Genomic DNA, 25,122 nt, shown 5'->3' on the forward strand with positions numbered 1-25,122 from the left:
AGGAGGTGTCAGCTGAGGAGTTCTTCGGCGATGTGGTCGACGGTGTGACCGGTCGGAGCTTCGGGGAGACGCCAGTGAGGGTCCGGCGTCCACGTCTGCCAGCCGTCGGCGAAGGGCGACCTCCACGCTTCGATCTCTCGTACTGCGGTGTGGGCGTCCGCGGTGATCCGTTCGGCATCGGCCGGGGTGAATCGACCCGCGGCGACGGCGCCTTCCAGCTCGTCCTCGTCCTTCCACTCGATGGTTCGGTCCGGGTTGATCCAGAGATCGAGCACGTAGTCGACCGTGCTCGTCCGTCGGGCCTCGGTGTCCCGCCGGTGCTCGGCCTCGAGGTTCACGTACCAGCCGTGAAACGTGCCGTCCTCGCCCCAGAAGTGCCAGACGGACCACGGCTTGCCCGCGGGTGAGACCTTGAGGATCCCGGTGCCGCGCCAGATGTCGAGCTTGAGCACCCGCTCCTCGACGAACATCCCGGTCGGACCGGCGTGCCGGACCTCGCGACCGTCGGTGAGCACCGGCTTGATCAACGGTGTCCCGGGAGCAAGCCAGGCGACAAGCCCGTCCTCGTCGTCCTGGACGACCGTCATCGGCCGGACGTTCGGCTTGTCGCTGTACCGCCCGGTCCCTTCGTACACCCACTCGATCGTGGTCCCCGGCTCCCAGAAGTAGCCGATCTCGGGCCCTGCCTCGGCCGCCGTCACGGCTGCGCCGGGCGGGTCATGGAGAGCACGTCGAGGGCCGCGTCGAGCTGCTCCTCGGTCAGATCCCCCTTCTCGATGTGGCCGTTCTCGATCACGACCTCGCGGATCGTCTTGCCCTGCTTCAGCGCGCTCTTCGCCACGGCAGCGGCGTTCTCGTAGCCGATGTAGCGGTTCAGCGGCGTGACGATCGACGGCGACGACTCCGCCAGCTCACGGGCGTGCTCGACGTTCGCGGTGATCCCGTCCACGCAGCGGTCCGCGAGCAGCCTGGAGGCGTTGCTGAGGAGCTGGATCGACTCGAGCAGGTTGCGCGCGATCACCGGCAGCATCACGTTCAGCTCGAAGTTGCCTCCGGCACCGGCCACCGTGATGGTGGTGTCGTTGCCGATCACCTGGGCGGCGACCATCAGCGTCGCCTCGCAGATCACCGGGTTCACCTTGCCCGGCATGATGCTGGAGCCCGGCTGCAGATCCGGCAGAGCGATCTCGCCGAGCCCGGCGCGCGGCCCGGAGCCCATCCAGCGCAGGTCGTTGCAGATCTTCGTCAGACTGACCGCGATCGTCTTCAGCTGGCCGGAAAGCTCCACCAGGCCGTCGCGAGCGCCCTGCGCCTCGAAGTGATCCGCGGCCTCGGTCAGCTCGAGTCCGGTCCGGCGGTTCAGCTCGACGATCACCTTCGCGGCGAACCCGGGCGGCGTGTTGATCCCCGTGCCGACCGCCGTCCCACCGAGCGGAAGCTCCGCCACCCGGGGCAGCGTGGCGCGCACCCGGTCGGCACCGCGGCGTACCTGAGTGGCATAGCCGTTGAACTCCTGCCCCAGTGTCACCGGCGTCGCGTCCATCAGGTGCGTGCGGCCGGACTTCACCACGTTGGCGAACTCAGATCCCTTACGGGCCAGGGATTCCGCCAGGTGCTCCAGCGACGGTACAAGGTCCTGCACCACGCCCGCCGTGGCCGCGACGTGGATCGCGGATGGGAAGGTGTCGTTGCTCGACTGGCTCGCGTTCACGTGATCGTTCGGGTGGATCTCGGCCCCCGACTCGCGGGTCGCCAGGGTCGCGAGCACCTCGTTCGCGTTCATGTTCGTCGAGGTGCCGGAGCCGGTCTGGAACACGTCGATGGGGAACTCGTCATCGAACTCGCCGGCCGCGACCCGGTCCGCGGCCGCGACGATGGCGGCGGCGTGCTCGGCGTCCAGCACGCCCAGCTCCGCGTTCACCACCGCTGCCGACGCCTTGATCTGCGCGAGCGCGTGCACGAGCGCCGGCGCCAGCGGCTGGCCGGAGATCGGGAAGTTCTCCACCGCACGCTGGGTCTGCGCCCGCCACAACGCGTCGCGGGGCACCTTGACCTCGCCCATCGTGTCGTGCTCGATCCTGAAATCCATGTTGTCACCCATACCTGCAGAGTACGACGATCCGCACCGTCGGCCGGGACTGATAGAACCTCTGTGGACAACGACACAAGGAGGACGCGATGAGGTTCACCCAGTCTTTCGAGATCACCAAGTGGGACCAGTCGACGTACGACGACGCCGACGGGCTGGAGCTGGGTCGCGCGACTGTCGGGAAGAACTTCGCGGGCGGTGAACTGGTCGGGACCAGCTCGGCCGAGCTCCAGATGGTGGGCACCGGCGCCGGCCCAGCGGCGTACACGGCGGTCGAGCGCTTCACCGGCACGCTCTCCGGCCGGGACGGGTCGTTCGTGATGGTGCACGGCGCGACTGCGGACCAGACGTCGTCGCCGGGCAAGATCGTCGCCGCCGTCGGGGATCTCGCCGGCCTGACGGGCACGGTCGTCTATGAGCACGACGACCAGGGTCCGCGACTCACGCTGGACTACGAATTGCCCTGATACACGTAGTAGGTCTCGTCGCGTCCTTGGAGGTTGACCGGGACAGGCTGGACCTCACAGTGACCGAAAACCTGCTGTACTGCGGCCTGCAGCGGCTCGGACGACGAGGACGACCACACTGTGAGCACGCCGCCGGGGCGGAGCCTGTCCTTGCACACAGCAAGGAACGACGACTCGTAGATGACGGCGTTCTCGTTGTACACAAGGAAGTCCGGCCCGTTGTCCACGTCGAGCAGGATCCCGTCCAGCGAACCGGCTGGTTGCCCCGCCACCACATCCCGCACATCGCCGACCTCGACCGACACCCGCTGGTCGTCGAGCACTGAGGGCAGCACCCCGTCGCGCATCCACTGCACCAGCTCGGGCTCGATCTCGGCCACGAGCACCTCACCCACTCGCTGATCCGTCAGCAACGCCCGCACTGTGTACCCGAGCCCTAGCCCTCCAACCAGGACCCGCTCCGGCCGCAGTACGGCTGCGAGCGCGACCGAAGCCAGCAACGCCTCGCTGGACGTCTCCCGATCGTCCATCACGAACACCCCGTTGACCCGCAGCTCCAGCGCCCCGTCACCTTCACGCCGCCGCAGTACGAGCTCACCCCGCCCATTGACCGCCCGCGCCACGTCACTCACACCCGCCATCCTCCCCGATCATTGCGTCCGAAGAAGTGAGGGTCCTGCCCCACGGTTGTTCGGACGCAACCGGGCGGCTATCCACAGGCGAAAGATCTGTCGGAGGATCCACACGCGTTTGCGTGCAACTTCTCCGATGTGACAGACGAAGCAGTTGGTAGATGCCGGCGCGAGAACTGGTGCGGGCGATGTGAGACCTGCCGCAGGGCGGCTATCCGGGAGAAGCGCCGTCGGCAAGCGGCTCGACTGGCCGATCAGCAGGGTGGCGTCCTCTCACGCGCCCAGCTGTACGCAGCGGGCTGGAAGCGATGGCAGGTGGAGTCGCAGGTCCGGGCCGGCCGCTGGGCAGTCAGGGGTCGGCAGTCGCTGGCGCTCATTACCGGAGATCTGTCCGAGTACGGCGCCTGGTGGTCCGCCGTGTTCGAGGTCGGGTCCGGGGCAGCGCTGGACGGCGCGACCGCTCTTCGGGCGGCGGGCCTGACAGGTTTCGATGCGCCGATCCATGTTTCGACTCCGAAGTCCGCCAGGCCCCGCCGTCCCCGCGGAGTGGTTGTTCACGAGACCAGGCGACGCCAGCCTGACGACCTGACGGGATCCGAGCTCCCACGGGTGCGACCTCCCGTCGCCGCGATTCGCGCAGCCCTCTGGGCGGTTAGCAACAAGCAGGCATCGCTCATTCTCGCGATGTCGGTGCAACAGGGGCTGACCACGCCAACCGAGTTGACTGAGGCACTGAGCTCGATCCGAAGGCATCGGCGGCGCCGCTTCCTGCAGCAGGTGATCAACGAGATCGCCGGCGGAGCTCAGTCCACAGGCGAGATCGACTTCCTCCGCCTCTGTCAGGAGTACGGGCTGCCAGAACCAGACCGGCAGACGCGACGCGTGACTCCGGACGGGATCGTCTTCCTCGACGTGGAGTGGACGATGTATGACGTGGTTGTGGAGATCGAGGGCGTTCACCATCAGGAGGCCGAGCGTGCTCTTGCGGATGCGATACGGCAGAACGAGTTGACGATCTCCAGCTCGCACGTGCTCCGGATCCCCGTCCTCGGCCTTCACACGGAGCCCGATCGATTCATGGAGCAGGTCGCCCGCCTCCTCCGCTCACAGGGCTGGCCCGGCTAACTCCGCCTTAGCTCCGCCGCGGGCAGTCCCGTCGATAACGTCCGAACACCCGCAGGGCAGACCCCCCACCCCCTCGGACGCAACCCCCGCAACCCCACGACCCCCGCGTAACGTCCGAACCCCCGCGGGGCAGACCCCACGGCCCCTCGGACGCAACGCCGCAACCCCACAACCCCGTCGTTAACGTCCGGCTGCGCGCGGGGCAGACCCCACGCCCCTTCGGACGCAACCCCGCAACCCCGCAACCCCAGCGCAACGTCCGAACACCCGCAGGGCAGACCCCACACCCCCTCGGACGCAACCCCGCAACCCCCGCAACCCCAGCGCAACGTCCGAACACCCGCAGGGCAGACCCCACACCCCCTCGGACGCAACCCCGCAACCCCCGCAACCCCAGCGCAACGTCCGAACACCCGCGGGGCAGACCCCACGGCCCCTCGGACGCAACCCCGCAACCCCACAACCCCGTCGTTAACGTCCGACTGCGCGCGGGGCAGACCCCACGCCCCTTCGGACGCAACCCCCGCAACCCCACGACCCCCGCGCAACGTCCGAACCCCCGCAGGGCAGACCCCACACCCCCTCGGACGCAACCCCCGCAACCCCGCGACCCCCGCAACCCCCGCGTAACGTCCGAGCGCCCGCGGGGCAGACCCCACGCCCCTTCGGACGCAAGCGATGGCAGGGAGGGGGCGGGTGGGGCGGTTAGTACCAGTTCTTCAGCTTGGAGTGGGCCCAGGCGTTGCAGGGGGAGCCGTAGGCGTTCTCGATGTAGTCGAGGCCCCACTTGATCTGGACGACCGGGTTGGTGCGCCAGTCGGAGCCGTATGCCGCCATGCGGTTGCCGGGGAGGGCCTGCGGGATGCCGTAAGCGGACGAGGTCGGGTTGTCCGCGTTCACCTTCCAGCGGGACTCCTTGGTCCACAGGCTGTCCAGGCAGGTGAACTGGCTTTCCTTCCAGCCGTGGTCGGCGAGGAGGTTGAGGGCGACCTCCTTCGGCGTGCCTGAGAGCTTCTTGCGCTCGGCGTCGCGGCTGGCGCGCTCGTCGCGGGAGTTCTTCTCGGTCTTCTGCAGCGCCTTGTAGCGGGCCAGCGCGGCGTTCTTCGCCTTCTGCCGCAGCTCGGCCTGGTCCTGCATGGCCTTGCGGGCGGACTCGACCGCCTCGATCTGGTTGCGCATGCGGATGACTTCCTGGGCCTGCTCCTCGGGAGTCTGCGGCTTGGGGGACGGCGATTGGGCCGCCTTCGCCTTCTCGCTGTTCAGCACAGCCATCTCGGCCCGGCCGGACACCGGATCGGACGCGGCGTTGCTCCCGGGGGAGCTGAAGAGATCGAGGCCGGCGACAACCGAGACGACGGCGATCCCACTGACTGCGAGGACCGCGACGGAGCGCTTCGCTTTCATCTGTCCTTCCGAATACCCGACCCCCGTCGGCTGCAACGAGAACATACTCTGGCCTAAACAGACCGTGATCACAAGCAGGTCACGATGATGGTGCGGCCACATGGCGTGTGGCCGCACCGGGTACCGCGCAAGTCTTACTTTTGTTTTACAGAATCGCCGGCATCACAGTTCCAGGTTCTCCAGCATCTCGGTGACGAGAGCGGCGATCGGCGAGCGCTCCGAGCGGGTCAGCGTCACGTGTGCGAACAGTGGGTGACCTTTCAGCTTCTCCACTACTGCCACGACGCCGTCGTGCCTGCCTACGCGGAGGTTGTCGCGCTGTGCCACGTCGTGGGTGAGCACCACCCGCGAGTTGGCGCCGACCCGGGACAGCACGGTCAGCAGCACGTTGCGCTCGAGCGACTGGGCCTCGTCCACGATCACGAACGCGTCGTGCAGCGACCGGCCGCGGATGTGGGTCAGCGGCAGCACCTCGAGCATGCCGCGGTCCATCACCTCGTCGATCACGTCACTGCTGGTGAGCGCGCCCAGCGTGTCGAAGACCGCCTGGGCCCACGGCTGCATCTTCTCCGACTCCGAACCGGGGAGGTACCCCAGTTCCTGGCCGCCGACCGCGAACAACGGCCGGAAGACCACCACCTTCTTGTGCTGGCGGCGCTCCATCACCGCCTCCAGCCCGGCGCACAGCGCCAGCGCGGACTTGCCGGTGCCCGCCCTGCCACCGAGCGAGATGATCCCGACGTCCGGGTCCAGCAACAGGTCGAGCGCGACCCGCTGCTCGGCGGATCGGCCGCGGATCCCGAAGGCCTCGCGATCGCCCCGGACCAGCCGGATCCGCTTGTCGGGCATCACCCGGCCGAGCGCGCTGCCGCGCTCCGAGAGCAGTACCAGACCGGTGTGAGTGGGGAACTCTCCCGCCTGCGGCAGTTCCAGCACGCCGTCCTCGTAGAGCGCGTCCACATCGGCCGTTTCGACCTCGAGCTCGCTCATCCCGGTCCAGCCGGACTCCAGCGCCAGCTCCGCGCGGTACTCCTCGGCCATCAGCCCGCAGGCGGACGCCTTGACCCGCATGGGCAGGTCCTTCGACACCAGCGTGACGTCGCGGCCCTCGGCCTTGAAGTTGCACGCCACCGCGAGGATGCGGCTGTCGTTGTCGCCGAGCCGGAAACCGGCCGGCAGAGTCTGCGGGTCGGTGTGGTTCAACTCGACCCGGATCGTGCCACCCTTCTCCCCCACTGGCAGGGGTGCGTCCAATCGTCCGTGCTGGATCCGGAGCTCGTCCATCAACCGCAAGGCGGTCCTAGCGAAGTAGCCGAGCTCAGGATGATGCCGTTTTGCCTCCAGTTCAGTGACGACGACCACCGGGATGACGACCTCGTGCTCGTCGAACCGCAGCATTGCGTGCGGGTCGGACAGGAGCACGGAGGTGTCCAGCACAAAAGTGCGCTGGTCCGGCGTGGATGAGGTGTTTGACGCCTTGGCGTGGGTGGCAGCCATGTCGCACGTCCTCTCGGGCCGCGACGTGCACCACGCCCGGCCCACCAGTGTTAGGTGATGGACCGGGAACTGACCCGGAGGTCTGGTGCAGACCCCCTCCGGCACGCCGCACGTGCGTCACCGGAAACCAGCGAGAATGAGACCGAGGGTCTCGGGCACTCCGATCTGCCCCTCATGGGGCTACCGGCGAGCAGTCAAGTCTCATCTGATCGGGCCTCCCGGACAGCCGGCTTCCCCTCCGACCGTCACTTAGGAGAGTAGGTCGGTCCTGCGAACGCCGCAGCCCGACACGCCCGGCCACGGGGTTAACGGCTTGTTACACGTTCCCTCCCCTGAGGGACGCCGTTCGCTCAGCAGAGTGAGCCGGTACGCCGGGCCGCCGCGACACGCCGATCCCATGCTCAAGAACGTGCGGCGTCTGTGGGCCACTACGGCGCTCGCGTACCACCGGCGGGACCGCCGGGCCTGTGTCACCTGCGGGCGCGGCGACAAGCCTGCCAGAGGCTGGACAGCGCCGGAATCAGCCCTGCGCTGGGGCCGCTGAGCAGTCGCAGCGGCCGTCGTGCGAGCATCCCGTACGAATTCACCCGGGTCGCCTGGTACTTCGGCTGGCCGCTGGGCATCAACGGGCGCAGCCACCCACGCCTACGTGTCGCCGCTGTCGCCGCTGTGGCAGCGGCACCGCAGTACCGGAGAATCCGGTGCTCAGGTCCCGAAGCGACGCTCTCTCTGGGCGTAGTTCCGGATCGCACGAAGGAAGTCCACGTGCCGGAAGTCGGGCCAGAGAGCCTCGCAGAAGTAGAACTCGCTCAGCGCGCTCTGCCAGAGCAGGAAGCCCCCCAGCCGCTGCTCCCCGGACGTCCGGATGACCAGGTCCGGGTCCGGCTGGCCCTTGGTGTAGAGGTGTTCGGCGATGTGCTCGACGTCAACCCGCTCGGCCACTTCCTCGATCGAGATGCCCTTGGCGGCTTCCTCGAGCAGCAGCGACCGGACCGCGTCGGCCAGCTCGCGACGGCCGCCGTAGCCGACCGCGACATTGACCAGCATTCCATCCACGTTCTGGGTGGCCGCCTCGGCGCCCTTCAGCACCTCCGCGGTCGCGCCCGGCAGCAGGTCCAGGGCGCCCACCGGGTGGATCCGCCAGCGGCCGATCGAGGTCAGCTCCTCGACTGTCTGCTCGATGATCCGCAGCAGCGGCTCCAGCTCGTCGGCCGGTCGGGTCAGGTTGTCGGTGGACAGCATCCAGACGGTGACGACCTTGACGCCGACCTCGTCGCACCAGTCCAGGAACTCGGAGATCTTGTTCGCCCCGGCCTCGTGGCCGCGCGACACCGGGTCGCCCGCGGCCCGGGCCCAGCGCCGGTTCCCGTCGATGATGACGCCGATGTGGCGCGGCATCCGGTCCGGCGAGAGGGATCGTGCCAGCCGTCGCTCGTACAGTCCGTACACCGCACTGCGCAGCCGTTGTTTGCCAGGTGTCCGCATGGGCAGATGCTCTCCTCGAAGTCTTCGCCTACGAGGCTAGCGGACAACGGATGCGCCGCGGACCGGCAGAACCGACATCGAACTTTCGTGAGAGTCCGTTCGTCGAACACTCCGGTGCGGGTGCGTCGAGGCGCCGATGGGCCTAGATTTCATCCTTCCGGACCCTTGAACCTACGGTCGCGTAGGTTACGGTTGCGGAGGGACGTAGGCACCGGAGTTCCACCCAGAACCGCGCTCGAGAGGACGGCGATGATGGCCAAGGCCGCCACCACCAACACCCCGCCCCACGAACTCGGTCACCGCCTCACGGGCGCTTTGGCACCTCTGAAACCCAAGCTGCGGGGCTGGTTGCACGCGGGCACGTTCCCGTTCGCCACCGCGGCAGGCATCGTGCTGATCTGCCTGGCACCGACCGCGGCCGCGCGCTGGGCCGCCGCCGTCTACACCCTCGGCTCGATGCTGCTGTTCGGCATCTCGGCGCTGTACCACCGCTTCTACTGGGGCCCGACCGGTGAGGCGATCCTGCGCCGGCTCGACCACAGCAACATCTTCCTGCTGATCGCCGGCACCTACACCCCACTGGGGATGGTGCTGCTGCGCGGCAACGACCGGGTCCTACTGCTCAGCATGGTCTGGGGCGGCGCCCTGCTGGGCATCCTGTTCCGGATCTTCTGGGTGCATGCACCCCGCTGGTTGTATACGCCGATCTACCTTGCCCTGGGCTGGGTGGCGATCTTCTGGATGGGCGACTTCTACCACCTGGGCGGCGCGGCCGTGGTCACGCTGCTGGCGATCGGCGGCGGCCTGTACTCGATCGGCGCGGTGATCTACGCGACGAAGCGGCCGAACCCGTCACCGCTGTGGTTCGGCTTCCACGAGATCTTCCACGCCTGCACGGTGGCCGCGTTCATCTGCCACTACATCGCGGTCAGCATCGCCACCTACCGCGCCGCCTGACTCTTCCGCAGCCAGGTCAGTTCGTCGTCGAGCGGTCTGCAGAGCTGCATCAGCGCTTCGCGGACAAGCTCGTACTTGTCCAGGCCGAGCTGATCGCGCCACTCCTCCTCTACCCGCCCGATCGCCACGTGGCTGAACTCGACCGCTTCGTCCCCCTTGCCCGTACGCCGGACCAGGCGGACGCGGCGGTCCTCGGGCAACCGCTCCGACTCGGTGTAGCCGCGCTCCTGCAGGTAGTCCATGTGCTGGCCGAGGCCCTGTTTCGTCATGCCCGCGATCTCGGCCAGGTCGGTGATCCGCGCCCCTGCGGCCGGGATCAGCTCCAGCAGCCGGTAGTGCGACACCCTGAGCCCCGGGAACCTCGTTTCCGAACCCGCCAGGATGTCCAGCCGTAGTCGCTTCATCACCAGGCCGAGCAGCCCGGCGATGTGGAGATCCCCGAGGCCTGAGGTGTCGCCCGAAAGGGCGTTGACGGAAGTCATAAGGCAACTTTACTATCTCGATGGTAAGGCTGCTTTACTTCTTCGGCGGGTCGGCTTCTGAAGGCTGGCTGAAGGTGGCACGGCAGCATCGGAGGCAGACGCCACCACACGGGGGAACCGATGATCACCAGGCCAGAAGGGCTCACACCACTGGGGCGGAACGCCCTCGACGACCAGGAGTTCGCCCGCCTGGTCCGGACCATCACCGGGCAGCCGGATGCGGAACCAGGAGACGTCCGGGTGGAGCCGGTCGGTTACCTGATCGGTACGCCGAGCACCGAGGCGCTGCTCCGGGTGTTCGGCACCGCGAGGCTTGCCGACGGCACCACCACGAACTGGTCCTGCTTCGTGAAGAAGCTGCAATCGGCGCGGCACTGGTCCCAGCTCCACCTGGTGCCCGAGCAGATGCGCGAGAACTTCGTCCAGAACCTCCCCTGGCGGCTCGAGATCGCGGTGCACCAGAGCACCTTGGCCTCGCTGCTGCCGGACGGCCTGCGACTGCCCGCGCTCTACCGGCTCGACATCAACGACGACGACGAACGCGCCGCCCTCTGGATGGAGAACGTCATCCAGGTGCCGGGGCCCTGGCCGCTGGAGCGGTTCGGGCGCGCGGCGTACCTGCTGGGCAGATTGTCGGCGCGACGGCAACTGCACCTGGTCAAGCCGCTGCTGCCGCGACGCGACGTCGAGACACCTGGCGTCGCCCTGAGGTACTACACGACCGGCCGGGTGATGATGGGTGCACTGCCCGTTCTGGCAGACGCGGACACCTGGCGGCATCCGCTGCTGGCTTCCGCCGTCTGCAATACCGGCGAGCATCGGCTGAAGGACGATCTGCTCGCGTTGGCGGAGCGCCTGCCCGCAGTACTGGATGGGTTGGACGCGTTGCCGCAGACCTATCAGCACGGGGACGCGAGTCCGCAGAATCTCCTTGTGTCAGAGGACAACGAGGACGAGTTCGTGGTGATCGACTGGGGCTTCGACTGCCCGCAGGCGGTCGGGTTCGACCTCGGGCAGCTCCTCGTCGGATTGGCGCACGCCGGTGAGCTGGCACCGGAGGCACTGCCGTTGATCCACCGAGCGATCGTGTCGGCGTTCATGGAGGGATTGGCCGCCGACGGGATGATCGTGTCCGAGGATCAGGTGCTGTTCGGCTACCTGGGATCGCTGATGTGCCGGGCGACGTTCACCGCGTTGCCGTTGGAGCTGTTCAACCACACCGGGGACGCCGCCACCATCGCCATATTCGAGCAGCGGGTCCGACTGACCCGCGCTCTTGTGGACCTGGTCAGCCCGATCGGCTAGCCGTCCTCCGTTGCAGCCAGCGATCGATCGGCATCGCATTGCGACCGAGAATGGCGAACCAGGGTTGGCGCCCTAACGACCGGATGACATTCGTGTACCAGCCCATGCACGAACTCTGCCGTCAACCCGTAGGTGGGTATGCATGAGGGTGTGAAGAACATCCGGTACGCAGCAGTGGCAGCGGCCGTCGGCCTGGTCCTGACCGGCTGTGGCGACGAATCGAACTCCGGCGGCACCCCGTCGGCACCGATCTCCGGTACGCCGACCCCGAGCGCGGCGCCGCTTCCGCTGACCGTGACCCGCACAGGTGGGTTCGCGGGATTCAACGACCGCGTCGTGGTCGGCCAGGACGGGATCGCCAACGTCAGCAAGCTGGGCAAGGATCCGGTCAAGTGCAAGCTGGATGCAGGTCTGCTGACCAGCCTCACCGATGCGGTCAAGCAGGTCGACTGGTCCGAGGTCGGCTCGGTCAAACCGACGATCCGCTACCCCGACGACATGATCATCGCGGTCGCGGCCGGCGGCGGACTCGCGCGGCTGGAAGATCCTAAGGTGAAGCCGTTGGTGGCTCCGGTGAACCAGTTGCTCACCGAAGCCACAGTGCCACCCGGCAAACTCTGCAAGCCGGTCTAGCGCACAGCGACTAGCTTGTCGTCAGCGCGACATCGTCGATCACGCAGTACAAGCGCGGATTTCTGGGCTTGGGGCGGTTCTCCTTTGCCACAAAGGAATCCGGGGCGCACAGCCTGGGCGGAGGCCGTGCGCCCCGGACGGATCACAGCGGGACGTTCAGGTGGAGCTGGTGATTCAGCCCGCGGTCAGCGAGGTGTCGTCGACGACGAAGCTGGTCTGCAGCGAGGAGTCCTCGTTGCCCAGGAACTTCACCGTGACGGTCTTGCCCTTGTAGGCGGTCACGTTGAACGTCTTCTGCACGTACGACGTGTTGTTGTCGAGGTTGGAGTACGTCGCCAGCGTGGTGGTCGTCGCACCGTCCACGATCTGCACCTTCACCGTGTCGTACACGGTCGAGGTGGTGGTCTCGGCGGTGTCGATCCGGATCCAGAACGACAGCGAGGCGCTGGTCGCCGACGCCGGGATGGCGACCGACTGGCCGACGTTCTCGGTCGAGGTGGAACCGTTGCCCTGCAGCCACAGCTTCCAGCTACCCGTGCGGGCCGGGCGGCCGGTGTTGTTGGTGATGGGGCCGGAGGTGCCGGTCCAGTTCACCGCGCCGGACTCGAAGCCCGGGTTCTGCAGCAGGTTGCTGCCGGTGGGCGGCGGCTGGGTGCCACCGGTGCAGGAGGCTGCGCCGGCCGGGACCGAGATCCCGGTGAACGCCGCCTCGATGCCCTTGCACTGCGCGGAGCCTGCGCCGTACAGCTCGATGGCGGAGTTGATCGCGCCTTCACGGGCGTCCTTGTAGGTGCTACCCGAGCTGAGCTTGGTGCTCAGCGTGCGGTACCAGACCTTGGCGGCCACATCGTGACCGACACCGGCGATGGTGGAGCCGTCGCACGCGGTGCTGCTGTGCGTGACGCCGCCGATGACCTTGCTGCCGGTGCCCTCGGACGCCAGGTAGAACCAGTGGTTCAGCGGGCCGGAGGAGTAGTGCGGGTCGAGCCCACCGGTGGTGGTGGTCCAGCAGTCCTTGCTGGCACCGTCCTTGGACGGCTTGTCCATGTAGCGCAGCGGCGTGCCGTTGCCGTTGATGTTGATCTTCTCGCCGATCAGGTAGTCACCCGGGTCGGTGGAGTTGTTCGCGTAGAACTCGACCATCGTGCCGAAGATGTCCGAGGTGGCCTCGTTCAGGCCGCCCGCGTCGCCGGAGTAGTTCAGGTTGGCGGTCGCCTCGGTGACACCGTGGCTCATCTCGTGGCCGGCCACGTCGAGGGAGGTCAGCGGGTGAGTGTTGCCGGACCCGTCGCCGTACGTCATCTGGGTGCCATCCCAGAACGCGTTCACGTAGGCGTTGCCGTAGTGCGTCCGCGAGCGAGCGCCCTGGCCGTTGTTGAAGATGCCGTTCCGGCCGTGGACGTTCTTGTAGTAGTCCCACGTCAGCTGAGCGCCGTAGTGTGCGTCGACGGCGGCGGTCTGCCGGTTCGAGGCCGCACCGGTGCCCCAGGTGTCGTCGGGATCCGTGAAGAGCGTGCCGTTGCCGGAGGTCGCGCCGTTCAGGTCGGTGGTGTTGTTGCCACCGCGGGTCGGGTCGCTCATCGAGAAGCTGCCCGAGGTGCCGATCGAGACCGTCCCGGAGTACATCGAGTTACCGGTACCGGTCTTGACCTCGTCGTCCTGGTCGAGCAGCGCGCCACTCTTGGCGTCGATGAACGAGTGGAGCACCGACGGGGTCTGGTCGGGCTTGACGCCCGTGGTGACGACCTCGTAGGCGAGCACCGGCTTGCTGGGGGTCACGTAGATGACCAGCGTCCCCTTGTTGCCTGTGGCCTTGAAGTCCGCGGACTTCGCACCCTTGGCCAACGCCGCCGATTCGGACAGAGTCGGCTTGGTGGAGGCGATCGCGACCTTGCTGGCGCCGCGGTTGTAAGTGACCTTGTTGATCGTGTCGCCCTTGCGCTTCACGATCAGGTCGCCGCCGACGACCTTCAGGCCGTTGTAGGTCCGGTCGTAGCGGACGAACTCGGTGCCGTCGGCGTCCTTCACGACGTCGCGGACCTTGAGCACCTCACCATTGGCCAGTCCGAGCGCCGCGGCCGTCTGCGCGGTCAGCGCGGTCTCGGCCTGGACGGCGGCCGGCTGGTTGAAGCCGGAAGCCGGAAGCGGAGCCGTACGGGCGGCGGCTCCTGCGGGCGATCCGGTGAAGGCTCCGGCCAGTCCCGCTGTTGCGACGATGGCCACCGCCCCTGCTGATGTCAGTCGTTTCAAGACAACATCTCCTCACGGTGTGGTCGCTGTTTGGGCGCAGCGACCGGTATCAAATGGGGACGCCGGATTTTGACCCAGCAGTGCCATTGCTCACTTGTGACACTGTGTGTCAAGCCATGCGATTTCTGTTACATCCGACTGAGGGAGGACTCTGTCCCTCGCGGGGCCCCGAGTCAAGGGATTCTGGCGAAACGACAGGGAAAACCCGCACTGGCGCGCGTTGTCAGCGGGCCGGGCTCAACTCACGCCGAAGGTCTTCCGGCAACGCGATCGGCAGTCGGCAGGTGAACTTCTGACACACGTACGCCGCCGGCCGCCCGTCGAGCAGCTCCCGTCCGGCCATCAGCGGTACGTCGAGGCCGGGTGCGCCGCGAACCACGGCGGTACCCCAGACCGAGTCGGTCAGCGCGATCCGCAGCAACTCCTCGGAGTCCCCGACGATCGCGATCTCCAACGGTCCCGAGGCGACCGTCTCCGCCACCGCGAGAGCCCGGCCGGCGAACCTTGGAGCACGGCCGGCCAATGCCGCGGAGGCCTTCAGCGCTTGCTCGGCGGCGGCTTCATACCGGACTGATCCGGTCAGCGAGGCAAGAGTGCTGAGCGCTTCGGCTGCGAGGGATACGCCGGACGGGCTGGCATTGTCGGTCGGATCCTGCGGACGCCAGACGAGCGCCTCGGCATCCGCGGCCGTGTCGTAGAAGATGCCATCAGCAACGAATTGCTCGATCACCCGATCGAGCAGGGATTCCGCCGTCTGCAGCCAGGCCGGTTCACCGGTGACGCCGAGCAGGGTCAGGCAGGCCTGGGCGAAGGCGGCGTAGTCCTCGAGCACGCCGTGCGCGGTGCCGACCTTGCCGTCGCGCGAGGTCCGGTGGAGTCGACCCGACCCGTCAAGGTGGACGTCCCGGACCAATCCGGCCGCGGTCACCGCCGCCTCGACATACTCGGGCTGCGCCAGTACGACGCCCGCGCGGGCGAGCGCGGTGATCGCCAGACCGTTCCAGGCGGCGACCACCTTGTCGTCGCGGCCTGGGTAGGTCCGCGAACTCCTGGCGTCCCGCAGTACTGACTTCAGGCGGTTCCAGCGGTCGGGATCGTCCGGGTCCCGGCGAAGCTGGAGGACGGACGATCCGTGCTCGAAGGTGCCGGTGACGTCGCACAGGTCGATCACCCAGCCGGCGTCCTCGTCACCCAGGACTGCGCGGAGCTCGTCAGGCGCCCAGACGTAGTACCGGCCTTCCTCGCCTTCGGTGTCGGCGTCCAGCGCAGAGGCGAATCCACCTTCGGGAGTGCGGAGCTCGGCCAGCAGGAAGTCGGCCGTCTCGGTCGCGATCCGCTTCGCCAGCGGCTCCCCCGTGATCGCCCACCACTCGGTATAGACGTCCAGGAGGAGCGCGTTGTCGTACAGCATCTTCTCGAAGTGCGGCACGACCCACTGCCCGTCCACGCTGTACCGCGCGAATCCCCCGGCGAGCTGGTCGTACATCCCGCCCCGAGCCATCCGCTCGCAGGTCTGCCGGACCATCTCCAACGCCTCGGCCGAGCCAGTCCGCCGGTGATGGCGCAACAGGAAGTCGAGCACCATCGACGGCGGGAACTTCGGCGCCTGCCCGAACCCTGCGTCCACCGGATCGAAGTCCACCTTCAGCAACGCGACCGCCCGGTCGAGCGTCACCTCGTCGATCGCGCCCTGTACTGCGTGGTCGCGCGCGCCGAACTGGTCGACCACCGAGCGGCCGATCCCGTCGATCTGCTCGCGTTTGGTCTGCCAGGCCTCGACCAGGGATTCCAGGACCTGACGGAACGTCGCCATACCGACTCGTGGTTGGGACGGGAAGTAGGTGCCGCAGAAGAACGGCTCGGCAGTCGGCGTCAGGAAGACCGACATCGGCCAGCCACCATGGCCTGTCATCGCCACGGTCGCTTCCATGTAGATCGCGTCCACGTCGGGACGTTCCTCGCGATCGACCTTGATGCTGACGAAGTGCTCGTTGAGGAAAGCGGCGGTTTCCTCGTCCTCGAACGACTCGTGCGCCATCACGTGACACCAGTGGCAGGCCGAGTACCCGATCGAGAGGAACACCGGGACATCGCGCTCCCGCGCCTCCGCGAAGGCCTGCTCCGACCACTGCCGCCAGGCCACCGGATTTCCCGCGTGCTGCCGGAGATAGGGCGACGTGGATGAACCGAGCTCGTTGACCGGGGCCATGGCCCCACCGTATGCGGTCCGGCGTCAGGCGGTCTGTGCGAGGGCCACGGACAGGCCGATCGCGATCGCCATCACCACGAGCTCACCGCCGACGAGTTGCCAGAAGGCGTTGCTGTTGGGATCGAGTCTGTTGGTCACGTGCCTGCGGTGATACCAGCCGGCGATGATCAGCACGACGAAAGCGACCGTCTTGGCCAGCAGCAGCCCGCCGTACGCATCGGATGTGAGGACGTCCAACGCCGAGCCGAAGCCGCCACCCTTGGCCGCGAGCCGCCCGGCCGCGCTGATGAGACCGCTGACCAGAACCGCGATGGAAGAGGAGAACGCGACCTGGTTGAAGCGCTCCAGCACCATCGGCAGACCGTGGCGGCTGGCTCGGCCGTAGCGGACCAGGCCGGCCAGTCCGCCGACCCAGGTGGTCGCCGCGATCACGTGGATGACGAGTGCGGCGCCCGCGAGTACGACGTACGACTCGTTGCGCGGGTAGGTGGTCAGAGCAGGCGGGACGAGTGCGGCGATAGCGACCAGGACACCAAGGCCGGCCGCCGAGGAGGTCTGCACCCGGCGGATTCCGATCGCGAGCGCGACGACCAGGATGCCGGTGATCAGCAGGGCCTTCACCTCGGGCACACCGAGCGCGTCGTCCAGCTTCAGCCTGAGCAGGTCTACCGGGGTGTCGAGCAACACCGCCGCCGTGATGATCGCGCCTCCGAAGGCGGCGACGGCCCAGACGATCGCGGAGTTGCTCGCGTCGCGGACGGCGCGACGGCCCTGCACGCCGAGCGGACCGCCGTCGGTGCGCAGCAGGACGACCGCGGCGAGCAGCGCGCCGGCACACCCGACGGTCGCCATCGTGGACATCAACCGGAAGAAGGGCAGCAGCCAGGAGACGAAGAGGCTGGGCCCGCCGATCCCGAGGTTGTTGTCCTGCGGCTCACTCCCGGCCGCGAACAGGCCCACCACCATTGCGACTGAGGCGACCAGCACGGCGCTCGCGCCACCCGCGACCAGACGTCCGGGCACGCGATGCCGGGCGGCGCGGGTCGCGGTCACAGAGCGTTCCCGCACTCGGCACCTTGGTTCGACACGCGCTCACTATAGGTGAGCTATCTAACAACGTCTCTGCACGACACCATCTCGTGACCACGGTGTCGCAAACGGTTGTCTGCGCGTGACTTTCGGCTAGCAAAGCCAACCGCGGCAGGGCAAGCAGTTGCCACCGGCATCGACCTGGTTCAGGGCCTTACTCGCTGTTGCGAGCCGTCTTGGCGGCCTCGGCCTCGGCCTTCGCCACAGCGCCGGTCTCCGCGGCGTCAGTGGTCTCCGTCGGTCCGGCAGCGCCAGCCGGGTCCGCTGAGCTGGCCGTGCTCGGCCGGTCTGCGGACGGTGCTGGATCTTGCGCACCATCGGCCTGATCGAAGTCGATCTTCTTCAACTGCTTGCCCATGTTGCGCCACAACAGCACCGTGGCTGCACCGAGCCCGAGCACGATCAGCAGCGCGACCCAGCCGGGCCGCACCGAGTTCGGGTCGATCTCGGCCATCGGGAGCCCGGTCGTCAGAAGTGGGGTCATCGCGATCACCCGGCCAGTCTCTCACCGTCCGGCCCCGCCGTCAGCGCAGCCCCGCGAACAGGTCGTCCTCGGGCGCTTCGGATTCCACCAGGCTGCGGGCGAGCTCGTAGTCCTCGGTCGGCCACGCCTGCTGATGCACCTCCAGCGGTACTGCGAACCACGCGCCGTCCGGGTCGATCTGGGTCGCGTGCGCGAGCAACGCCCGGTCACGGACCCCGAAGTACTCCGCACACTCCACCCTGGTGGTGATCCGGCGCTCGTTCTCCGGGTCCGGCTTCCAGTCCTTGAGGCGTTCGGCGTACGGCGACTCCAGGCCGCGGGCGACCATCGCGTCGTGCAGCGCCTTCATCCGCTCGCGGTGGAAAGTGTGGTGGTAATACAGCTTCAGCGGCTGCCACGGCGTACCCAGGTCCGGGTACGCGTCCGGATCGCCCGCGGCCTCGAATGCCGCCACTGTGATCTGGTGGCACATCACGTGGTCCGGGTGCGGGTAGCCCCCGTTCTCGTCGTACGTCGTGACGACCTGCGGGCGGAACTCGCGGATCAGCTTCACCAGCGGGGCGGCGGCGTCCTCCACCTTCAGCGCGGCGAAGCACCCCTCCGGCAGTGGCGGCAGCGGATCGCCCTCGGGAAAGCCGGAGTCGACCCAACCGAGCCATTCCTGCCGGATCCCGAGGATCTCGCGGGCCGCGTCCATCTCCTGGCGACGGATCTCGGTGATGTTGGCCAGCACCTCGGGGCGATCCATCTTCGGGTTCAGGATCGAGCCGCGCTCGCCACCGGTGCAGGTGGCAACCATCACATCGACGCCCTCGGCGACGTACCGGGCGGTGGATGCGGCGCCCTTGCTGGACTCATCATCGGGGTGAGCATGGACATGCAGCAGACGGAGATCTTCGGTCACAGGACACAATGGTCCCCCAAGCCCGAGGAGAACAGTTGACCGACCCAGCCGCCGCCGACTCTGCCACCGATCTGGATGCCCGCTACGGGCGCACCAGGCGCGGCCGCAAGCCGCTGGTGCTCGGCGCCATCGGCAGCGTCGTACTGATCGCGCTGGTGTGGTTGCTCTGGGTCGCGTTCGTGCAGTCCTCGCCGCCCGTCTCGTCGCGATTGCTCGGTTTCAAGATCACCTCGCCGACCTCGGCTACCGCGACCATCCAGGTGGACCGCACCAAGAGCGTCGAGGCCTCCTGCCGCCTGCAGGCGAAGTCGGCGGACTTCTCGATCGTCGGCGAACTGACCGTCACCGTCGCCCCCGACTCCCCGCGCCGGCAGACCGTGGACGCGACCCTCACCACCCAACGCGACGCTAGCGCCGTCATCCTGGTCGGCTGTACCACCGCCGACGACCCCCACCCCCGCTGAGCCCTGCTTAAAAATGCACCCGCTTAGTCCGGTCATCGGACCCGTTGGAGGGGTCCGCTGAACCTCAGCAATGGCCTGCCGATGGTCTGCTGATTGGTCTTGTGGGTGGTCCCGGCTGGTCTTGCGGCTGGTCTTGCGGGAGCAAACGATTGCCGAGAGGCCGAAGCAAACGTTTGCCGGACCGTTGAGGGGGCACAGAACTGTGGGGTTCTGAGCCCGATCTTGCTACGCTCAGTGGATTGGTCGCCGTCGACGACGGCGGCCAGAGGCTTTTCTACCCATCCCATCGACACAAGGAGCAGCCCGTGACGCAGAAGATCGAGGACAGCGTTGTCTGGCTGACACAGGATGGTTACGACCAGCTGAAGTCCGAGCTCGAGCACCTCAAGGGACCCGCCCGTGCCGAGATCACCCAGCGGATCAGCGAAGCCAGGGACGAAGGCGACCTCAAGGAGAACGGCGGCTACCACGCAGCCAAGGACGAGCAGGGCAAGATGGAGGCCCGGATCCGGCAGCTGGAGGACATGCTGCGCCGCGCCCAGGTCGGCGAGACGCCGAAGTCCGGTGGTGCGGTCGAACCAGGCATGAAGGTATCGATCAAGTTCGCCGGTGACGACGACGTCGAGACGTTCCTGCTCGGCTCCCGCGAACTCCTCGCGCTGGACGCGTCGGTCGACATCGACGTCTACTCGCCGCAGTCGCCGCTCGGTGCGGCCATCCTCGGCAAGAAGAAGGGCGAGAAGGCCACCTACGAAGCCCCGAACGGCAAGGACGTGACAGTCGAGATCGTCGCCGCCGTCCCCTTCACCGGCTGACCCCTCAACATCCGAACGCCCCGGTGAACCTTCACCGGGGCGTTCGCCTTTCCTGCCTGCCCCGCTTTTCCACCTCCACTTGCGCCCGTACTCCCCTCCCCTGCCTGCTCGTCCGTCCGACCGTCCGCGCGCTCTCCTCCAGCGGCTGGCTCCAGCGCGCGGATAAGTTCCGCGCTGACCTGTCCCACCCGCCCTCCGCCGTCTTGCCGACCCGTACTCCGCGCCCACTCCACGCGTCACTTGCCCGGCCTGGCCCCTGACCCCCGCGCCGGGCCGGCGAGCGGGCCGGCACGTGGGCGGGCGGCCGGGCGGCGCGGGCAGGCGGCCGGCGGGGGTCTGCCGTGGGGTCGGCTGACGCGGTTTTCGTCCGCTAGCGGCTTGCAAGCCGCTACTCGTCGAAGAGGCTGTCAGCGGGACCGCGGTCGCTACCCAGCGGACCGCGGCCGTCGCCGCCAGCGGAACCGCGGTCGCTGCTCCAGCGGGCGGCGCGGGGGTCTGCCGTGGGGGTCGGCTGACGCGGTTTTCGTCCGCTAGCGGCTCGCAAGGCGCTATTCGTCGAAGAAGCCGTTAGCGGGCGACGGTCGCTACCCAGCGGACCGCGGCCGCCGCCATCAACGGCACCGCCGTCGCTGCCCCAGCGGCCGGCGGGGGCGCACGGACGGGGGGTGGCATGGGGCGGTTGGGATTGCGGTAGGCGGTTGGGGTTTGGGCACTATGGGGGCGTGAGTATTCGGATCGGGACGTCGGGGTGGTTGTATCCGCCGTGGCGGGGGGTGTTCTATCCGAAAGGGTTGCCGCATCGGCGGGAGTTGGAGTACATCTCGCGGCGGGTGAACTCGGTCGAGATCAACGGGTCCTTCTACTCGCTGCAGCGGCCGGAGAGCTACCAGCGGTGGCACGACATGGTCCCGGACGACTTCGTGTTCTCCGTCAAGGGCGGCCGGTTCATCACCCACATGAAGCGGCTCCGCGACGCGGACACCGTGCTGGCCAACTTCTTCGCCTCCGGCCTGCTCGCGCTCGGACCCAAGCTCGGCCCGATCCTGTGGCAGACACCCGCGAACCTGCCCTTTGACCCCGAGGTGCTCGACCAGTTCCTGGCCGCACTCCCGCGCACCACCAAACAGGCCGCAGCCCTCGCCGCCAAGCACGACGAGCGGCTCGAGGGGCGCGCTCTCACCGAGACAGACGCCGACCGCCCGCTGCGCCATGCCCTCGAGGTGCGGCACCCGGGTTTCGCCAATCCCGCCTTCACCCGGTTGCTGAGCGACCACGGCGTCGCGTGCGTGATCGCGGATACCGCCGGCACCTGGCCCGTGTTCGACCAGGTCACCGCCGACTTCGTGTACGTCCGGCTGCACGGCGACGAGGAGCTCTACGCGAGCGGCTACACCGATGAAGCGTTGCACCGCTGGGCGGACCGGATCCGCGGCTGGTCCGACGACGGCCAGGACGTGTTCGTGTACTTCGACAACGACATGAAGGTCAAGGCGCCGGGAGACGCCATGAAGCTGCTGGACCTCTTGGACCTCTCCCAGGAGCCTTGACCCTCAGCTCCTCAGTGACCGGTGGCCCGCCGATACTTGCGGACGGCAAGGGGTGCGAAGACGCCGATGATGACCGCGCACCAGATGAGGCTCAGCCAGACCGGGTGTTCGGCCGGGAAGCTGTTGGGGCTGGCGAACGGCGACGGGTTGCCGAACAAGTGCCGGCACGCGGCGACGATCGACGAGATCGGGTTCCACTCGGCGATCGGTTGCAGCGCCCCCGGCAGGTTCGGTGTCGGCACGAACGCGTTCGACAGGAATGTCAACGGGAACAGCCAGATCAGCCCGGCCGACGCCGCGACCTCCGGACTACCCACGGACAGGCCGATCAGCGCGCCCACCCAAAGCATCGCGAACGCGAACAACAGCAGGATCGCGAACGCCGCGAGGGCCTGACCGATCCCGTTGTGCCATCGCCAGCCGACGATGAGGCCGCAGATCACCATGACCAGCATCACGAAGCCGTTGAACACCACATCGCCGATCACCCGGCCGGCGATCACCCCGGACCTTGCCATCGGCAACGACCGGAACCGGTCGATCAGGCCCTTCGACATGTCGTCGGCCAGGCCGACACTGGCCGACGCGACCGCGAACGCCATCGTCTGCGCGAAGATGCCGGACATCAGGAACTCGCGATAGGCCCGCGCGCCCGGGAAACCGGGGATCGGGATCGCGTTGCCGAACACGTAGGCGAACAGCAGCACGAACATGATCGGCTGGATGGTCGCGTAGATCAGCATGTCCGGCGTTCGGGGAATCCGCTTCAGCGTCCGCCAGGCAAGGATCCCGGCGTCCGTCACGGCCCGGCCGAGCGGACTCACCTTCGCCGGCGCACCCGTAGTACTCATGACTGCACCTTCTTCTGGTCTGCTGCTTCCTGGTCTTCCGCCTTCTGGTCCGCCGCAGCGGAAGCCGCTTCTTCAGCCCCGTGTCCGGTCAGGCTGAGGAACACGTCGTCCAGGGTCGGTCGACGCAGGCCGATGTCGGCGATCCGGATCCCGGCTCCGTCGAGGGTGCGGATCACCTCGACCAGTGCGCTCGAACCACCGGGCGCGGGCATGGTGATCCGCTTGCTGTGCTTGTCCAGCGAGGTCGACTCCGGATCGGTGATCTGCAACGCGGCGGTGAGCAATTCGAGTGCGCGATAGGTCTCGTCCGCTTCGTGCACGACGACCTCGATCCGCTCGCCGCCCACCTTCGCCTTCAGCTCGTCGGCCGTCCCGCGGGCGATCACCGAACCATGGTCCACAACGGCGATGCTGTCGGCCAGCTCGTCGGCCTCCTCCAGATACTGCGTGGTCAGCAGGATGGTGACTCCCTCGCTGACCCGGTCGCGGATGATCTGCCACAGGTCGAGCCGGCTCCGCGGGTCCAGCCCGGTGGTCGGCTCGTCAAGGAAGAGCACCTTCGGATGGGCGATCAGCGAGCCCGCCAGGTCGAGCCGCCGGCGCATGCCGCCGGAGTACGTCTTCAGGATCCGGTCGGCGGCGTCGGTCAGGTCGAAGATCTCGAGCAGCTCGTTCGCCCGCTGTTTCGCCTGCTGACTGGTCAGCCGATAGAGCCGGCCGAACATCCACAGGTTCTCCCGGCCGGTGAGTAGCTCGTCGACTGCCGCATACTGCCCGGACAGGCCGACCAGGCTGCGCACGGTGTCAGCTTCCTTCACCACGTCGTGGCCGAGCACCCGCGCACTGCCCTCGTCGGGTGCCATCAGAGTGGTGAGCACCCGGACAGTGGTCGTCTTGCCCGCGCCATTCGGTCCGAGCAGACCCAACACGGTGCCTTCTGGTACCTCCAGATCAATGCCGTCGAGTGCCTTGACCGTGTTCTTGCGTGACCTGAATGTCTTGACGAGGCCGGTCGCCTCGATTGCGGCCATGCCGCTCCCTCCCAGCGCACTGCGGACTGGACTGTGATGCAGGCCATCATCCTGACCGACCCCACCGACAGAATTCGACACCTTTTCGCGTAGCCGTAAATTCTCAGTCGAGGAGCCCGCCGGATGGATCCACAACGGCACCGGCCTGGGTGGCGACCCGCCGCACATCCAGCTGGGAGACAGCAGGGGGCGCTGGGGCGGTTGGTTGCCAGTAGCACCGGGTTCGAATCCCGGTGTCCCACGACCCCGGCAGAAGGGGTTACCCCGACTGGCTGAGGGAGTAGGGGCCCTCTGGGCGCCCCTACCTCAGCATTGTCAGTCGGAGACGATCTGGGCGGTGCCAACGAGGACCTCTACGTCCAGGGCGGCGCGGCCACGGCCGATCTCCACGTCCTTGGACTGGCCGGTGACCGCGCCGGTCCAGTTGACGCGGCCGAGCTGAGCCTCGGTGTGGACGCGGACGTCGGAGCCGCGGCGCAGGTTCACGGTGACGGCGCCGGACTCGACCCGGACCCGCGACCGGCCCTTCGTGAGCTGGGCGTCGAGCGTGGCCGATCCCGCCTGGACGAGGAGGTCGATCGGGCCGTCCACGTCGGTGACCTTCGCGGTACCGGCGGTGACGCGGACCCGGGTGAGGCCGGGCAGGCGTTCGGCGTTGACGCTGCCGCCGGTCACCTCGATCTCCACCTGGAGCATCGGGTTGACCCGGATGGACAACTCCTTGGCGAGCCCGTTCACGTGCGACTTCAGGTCGGTCGGGTTGCGCAGCATGCTGAAGCCGTCGATCGAGACGCCCATGTCGCCCTCGCTGTTGATCGCGAGGGTGTCGCCGTCGCGCTTGATCACGTGCGGGCCGTCGACCGCGACGCCGTTGATGGCAGGTTCGCCGATCAGCCGGACCCGGCGACCGATCGCGCGGATCGTCACCCGCTGGACCCCCGCGGGCACCGGCACGTTGCTGTGCTCCGCCTCGGTCTCGACCTCGGTCGGCTCGTCCTCCAAAACTCCCTGGAGCGGGGCATCGTCGACGACACTGTCCTGCGCCACGGCACCGGCATCAACGGAAGTGTCCGCCGACTCCGGGGCACCCGGGCCGGCCGGCTGAGCGGGACCGGCTGGATCAGCCGGCCTGGCCGTTCCGGTGAGGTCGGGCGAATCGACGACGTCGGCCCAGACCGACGTCGAGGGACGCTCGTCGGCGGTCGGCTGCGAAGGCGCGGCGGGCTGCGAGGGGCCGCCCGGCTGTGCAGGGCCGGTCGGGGCGGAAGGCTCGGGGGTAGTGGAGGCGGCAGCGATCAGGGTCGCGGCTTCGTCGCTGGAAAGGTGGCCCTTGGCGACCCGGTCGAGGATGTCCTTGACCCGACGGTCGTAGTCGCTCTGGTTGCTCTGATCGCTCATGTCC

Annotated in this window: 23 protein-coding genes; 8 read left to right on the forward strand and 15 right to left on the reverse strand. The window is 67.9% G+C overall.

Translation table 11 applies throughout. The features are described 5' to 3' along the window. Positions 1-8: 8 nt before the first annotated feature. Positions 9-701 carry a DUF402 domain-containing protein gene (locus tag ABD210_RS08295; RefSeq protein ID WP_344110377.1) on the reverse strand — a complete coding sequence of 231 codons (693 nt, stop codon included), beginning with the start codon at positions 699-701 and terminating at the stop codon, positions 9-11. Continuing rightward, the gene (locus ABD210_RS08300) at positions 698-2,101 is read right to left on the reverse strand and encodes a class II fumarate hydratase (RefSeq protein ID WP_344110378.1); all 1,404 of its coding nucleotides are present in this window, start codon (positions 2,099-2,101) and stop codon (positions 698-700) included. The genes ABD210_RS08295 and ABD210_RS08300 overlap by 4 nt, the downstream gene beginning before the upstream one ends. Before the next feature lie 77 nt (positions 2,102-2,178). On the opposite strand from ABD210_RS08300, the gene ABD210_RS08305 reads away from it, so the two are divergent. Further along, positions 2,179-2,556 carry a DUF3224 domain-containing protein gene (locus ABD210_RS08305; protein ID WP_344110379.1) on the forward strand — a complete coding sequence of 126 codons (378 nt, stop codon included), beginning with the start codon at positions 2,179-2,181 and terminating at the stop codon, positions 2,554-2,556. On the opposite strand, the gene ABD210_RS08310 is transcribed toward ABD210_RS08305, so the two are convergent. After that, entirely contained in the window at positions 2,541-3,197 is a 657-nt protein-coding gene (locus ABD210_RS08310) for a spermidine synthase (RefSeq protein WP_344110380.1), read from the reverse strand. The genes ABD210_RS08305 and ABD210_RS08310 overlap by 16 nt on opposite strands. Before the next feature lie 675 nt (positions 3,198-3,872). On the opposite strand from ABD210_RS08310, the gene ABD210_RS08315 reads away from it, so the two are divergent. Further along, positions 3,873-4,313, forward strand: coding sequence for a hypothetical protein (locus ABD210_RS08315; RefSeq protein WP_344110381.1), 441 nt, complete (start codon positions 3,873-3,875; stop codon positions 4,311-4,313). A gap of 705 nt (positions 4,314-5,018) precedes the next feature. Here ABD210_RS08315 and ABD210_RS08320 read toward each other — a convergent pair. The 3 genes from ABD210_RS08320 to ABD210_RS08330 all read right to left on the reverse strand — a co-directional run bounded on the left by ABD210_RS08320 (position 5,019) and on the right by ABD210_RS08330 (position 8,699). Beyond that, positions 5,019-5,717, reverse strand: a complete 699-nt coding sequence (locus tag ABD210_RS08320; protein WP_344110382.1) for an aggregation-promoting factor C-terminal-like domain-containing protein — start codon at positions 5,715-5,717, stop codon at positions 5,019-5,021. A 162-nt stretch (positions 5,718-5,879) separates the two neighbouring features. Then, a complete protein-coding gene (gene phoH2, locus ABD210_RS08325) occupies positions 5,880-7,214 on the reverse strand; it encodes an RNA 5'-3' helicase PhoH2 (protein WP_344110383.1) in 1,335 nt (444 codons plus the stop codon). Between the two features lie 705 nt (positions 7,215-7,919). Next, positions 7,920-8,699 carry an isoprenyl transferase gene (locus tag ABD210_RS08330; protein ID WP_344110384.1) on the reverse strand — a complete coding sequence of 260 codons (780 nt, stop codon included), beginning with the start codon at positions 8,697-8,699 and terminating at the stop codon, positions 7,920-7,922. Between the two features lie 252 nt (positions 8,700-8,951). Here ABD210_RS08330 and trhA point away from each other — a divergent pair, with 252 nt between their 5' ends. Then, on the forward strand, positions 8,952-9,656 hold the full coding sequence (gene trhA / locus ABD210_RS08335) for a PAQR family membrane homeostasis protein TrhA (protein ID WP_344110385.1): 705 nt from the start codon (positions 8,952-8,954) through the stop codon (positions 9,654-9,656). Here trhA and ABD210_RS08340 read toward each other — a convergent pair. Continuing rightward, complete coding sequence (locus tag ABD210_RS08340; RefSeq protein ID WP_344110386.1) at positions 9,641-10,138, reverse strand: MarR family winged helix-turn-helix transcriptional regulator; 498 nt, start codon at positions 10,136-10,138, stop codon at positions 9,641-9,643. The two genes, trhA and ABD210_RS08340, sit on opposite strands and share 16 nt — an antisense overlap. Positions 10,139-10,258: 120 nt before the next feature. Between ABD210_RS08340 and ABD210_RS08345 the strand changes: the two genes are divergently transcribed. Beyond that, positions 10,259-11,443: a phosphotransferase gene (locus ABD210_RS08345; protein WP_344110387.1), complete on the forward strand. Its 1,185-nt coding sequence runs from the start codon at positions 10,259-10,261 to the stop codon at positions 11,441-11,443. Positions 11,444-11,593: 150 nt separating this feature from the next. Further along, positions 11,594-12,076, forward strand: coding sequence for a hypothetical protein (locus tag ABD210_RS08350; protein ID WP_344110388.1), 483 nt, complete (start codon positions 11,594-11,596; stop codon positions 12,074-12,076). 174 nt (positions 12,077-12,250) lie between these two features. On the opposite strand, the gene ABD210_RS08355 is transcribed toward ABD210_RS08350, so the two are convergent. The 5 genes from ABD210_RS08355 to mca form a co-directional block, all read right to left on the reverse strand. Further along, on the reverse strand, positions 12,251-14,326 hold the full coding sequence (locus ABD210_RS08355) for a M4 family metallopeptidase (protein WP_344110389.1): 2,076 nt from the start codon (positions 14,324-14,326) through the stop codon (positions 12,251-12,253). Positions 14,327-14,549: 223 nt separating this feature from the next. Beyond that, positions 14,550-16,535 (reverse strand): thioredoxin domain-containing protein, encoded by a 1,986-nt coding sequence (locus ABD210_RS08360; protein ID WP_344110390.1) that lies wholly within the window; start codon positions 16,533-16,535, stop codon positions 14,550-14,552. Between the two features lie 24 nt (positions 16,536-16,559). Then, on the reverse strand, positions 16,560-17,588 hold the full coding sequence (locus ABD210_RS08365) for a copper resistance D family protein (RefSeq protein WP_344110391.1): 1,029 nt from the start codon (positions 17,586-17,588) through the stop codon (positions 16,560-16,562). A gap of 190 nt (positions 17,589-17,778) precedes the next feature. Then, the gene (locus tag ABD210_RS08370; protein ID WP_344110392.1) at positions 17,779-18,108 is read right to left on the reverse strand and encodes a hypothetical protein; all 330 of its coding nucleotides are present in this window, start codon (positions 18,106-18,108) and stop codon (positions 17,779-17,781) included. A 40-nt stretch (positions 18,109-18,148) separates the two neighbouring features. Next, positions 18,149-19,012 (reverse strand): mycothiol conjugate amidase Mca, encoded by an 864-nt coding sequence (gene mca / locus ABD210_RS08375; protein WP_344110393.1) that lies wholly within the window; start codon positions 19,010-19,012, stop codon positions 18,149-18,151. Between the two features lie 35 nt (positions 19,013-19,047). Here mca and ABD210_RS08380 point away from each other — a divergent pair, with 35 nt between their 5' ends. The 3 genes from ABD210_RS08380 to ABD210_RS08390 all read left to right on the forward strand — a co-directional run bounded on the left by ABD210_RS08380 (position 19,048) and on the right by ABD210_RS08390 (position 21,838). Further along, a complete protein-coding gene (locus ABD210_RS08380) occupies positions 19,048-19,476 on the forward strand; it encodes a DUF4307 domain-containing protein (protein ID WP_344110394.1) in 429 nt (142 codons plus the stop codon). Between the two features lie 305 nt (positions 19,477-19,781). Further along, entirely contained in the window at positions 19,782-20,291 is a 510-nt protein-coding gene (gene greA / locus ABD210_RS08385; RefSeq protein ID WP_344110395.1) for a transcription elongation factor GreA, read from the forward strand. Between the two features lie 722 nt (positions 20,292-21,013). Then, entirely contained in the window at positions 21,014-21,838 is an 825-nt protein-coding gene (locus ABD210_RS08390) for a DUF72 domain-containing protein (RefSeq protein WP_344110396.1), read from the forward strand. Between the two features lie 11 nt (positions 21,839-21,849). Here the strand turns inward: ABD210_RS08390 and ABD210_RS08395 are convergent, their stop codons facing one another. The 3 genes from ABD210_RS08395 to ABD210_RS08405 all read right to left on the reverse strand — a co-directional run bounded on the left by ABD210_RS08395 (position 21,850) and on the right by ABD210_RS08405 (position 25,118). After that, positions 21,850-22,689, reverse strand: a complete 840-nt coding sequence (locus tag ABD210_RS08395; protein WP_344110397.1) for an ABC transporter permease — start codon at positions 22,687-22,689, stop codon at positions 21,850-21,852. Then, positions 22,686-23,720 (reverse strand): ATP-binding cassette domain-containing protein, encoded by a 1,035-nt coding sequence (locus tag ABD210_RS08400; RefSeq protein ID WP_344110398.1) that lies wholly within the window; start codon positions 23,718-23,720, stop codon positions 22,686-22,688. The genes ABD210_RS08395 and ABD210_RS08400 overlap by 4 nt, the downstream gene beginning before the upstream one ends. 315 nt (positions 23,721-24,035) lie before the next feature. Next, positions 24,036-25,118: a hypothetical protein gene (locus ABD210_RS08405; protein WP_344110399.1), complete on the reverse strand. Its 1,083-nt coding sequence runs from the start codon at positions 25,116-25,118 to the stop codon at positions 24,036-24,038. Between the last annotated feature and the right edge of the window lie 4 nt (positions 25,119-25,122).

Source organism: Kribbella alba (assembly GCF_039529635.1).
GTDB lineage: Bacteria > Actinomycetota > Actinomycetes > Propionibacteriales > Kribbellaceae > Kribbella > Kribbella alba.

Coding starts and splice junctions, on each gene's coding strand:
- ABD210_RS08305 (WP_344110379.1), top strand. CDS start 2,179: ATGAGGTTCACCCAGTCTTTCGAGATCACCAAGTGGGACCAGTCGACG.
- ABD210_RS08320 (WP_344110382.1), bottom strand. CDS start 5,717: ATGAAAGCGAAGCGCTCCGTCGCGGTCCTCGCAGTCAGTGGGATCGCC.
- ABD210_RS08395 (WP_344110397.1), bottom strand. CDS start 22,689: ATGAGTACTACGGGTGCGCCGGCGAAGGTGAGTCCGCTCGGCCGGGCC.
- ABD210_RS08400 (WP_344110398.1), bottom strand. CDS start 23,720: ATGGCCGCAATCGAGGCGACCGGCCTCGTCAAGACATTCAGGTCACGC.
- ABD210_RS08405 (WP_344110399.1), bottom strand. CDS start 25,118: ATGAGCGATCAGAGCAACCAGAGCGACTACGACCGTCGGGTCAAGGAC.
- ABD210_RS08370 (WP_344110392.1), bottom strand. CDS start 18,108: ATGACCCCACTTCTGACGACCGGGCTCCCGATGGCCGAGATCGACCCG.
- ABD210_RS08340 (WP_344110386.1), bottom strand. CDS start 10,138: ATGACTTCCGTCAACGCCCTTTCGGGCGACACCTCAGGCCTCGGGGAT.
- ABD210_RS08345 (WP_344110387.1), top strand. CDS start 10,259: ATGATCACCAGGCCAGAAGGGCTCACACCACTGGGGCGGAACGCCCTC.
- ABD210_RS08300 (WP_344110378.1), bottom strand. CDS start 2,101: ATGGGTGACAACATGGATTTCAGGATCGAGCACGACACGATGGGCGAG.
- phoH2 (WP_344110383.1), bottom strand. CDS start 7,214: ATGGCTGCCACCCACGCCAAGGCGTCAAACACCTCATCCACGCCGGAC.
- trhA (WP_344110385.1), top strand. CDS start 8,952: ATGGCCAAGGCCGCCACCACCAACACCCCGCCCCACGAACTCGGTCAC.
- ABD210_RS08310 (WP_344110380.1), bottom strand. CDS start 3,197: ATGGCGGGTGTGAGTGACGTGGCGCGGGCGGTCAATGGGCGGGGTGAG.
- ABD210_RS08360 (WP_344110390.1), bottom strand. CDS start 16,535: ATGGCCCCGGTCAACGAGCTCGGTTCATCCACGTCGCCCTATCTCCGG.
- ABD210_RS08330 (WP_344110384.1), bottom strand. CDS start 8,699: ATGCGGACACCTGGCAAACAACGGCTGCGCAGTGCGGTGTACGGACTG.
- ABD210_RS08315 (WP_344110381.1), top strand. CDS start 3,873: ATGTCGGTGCAACAGGGGCTGACCACGCCAACCGAGTTGACTGAGGCA.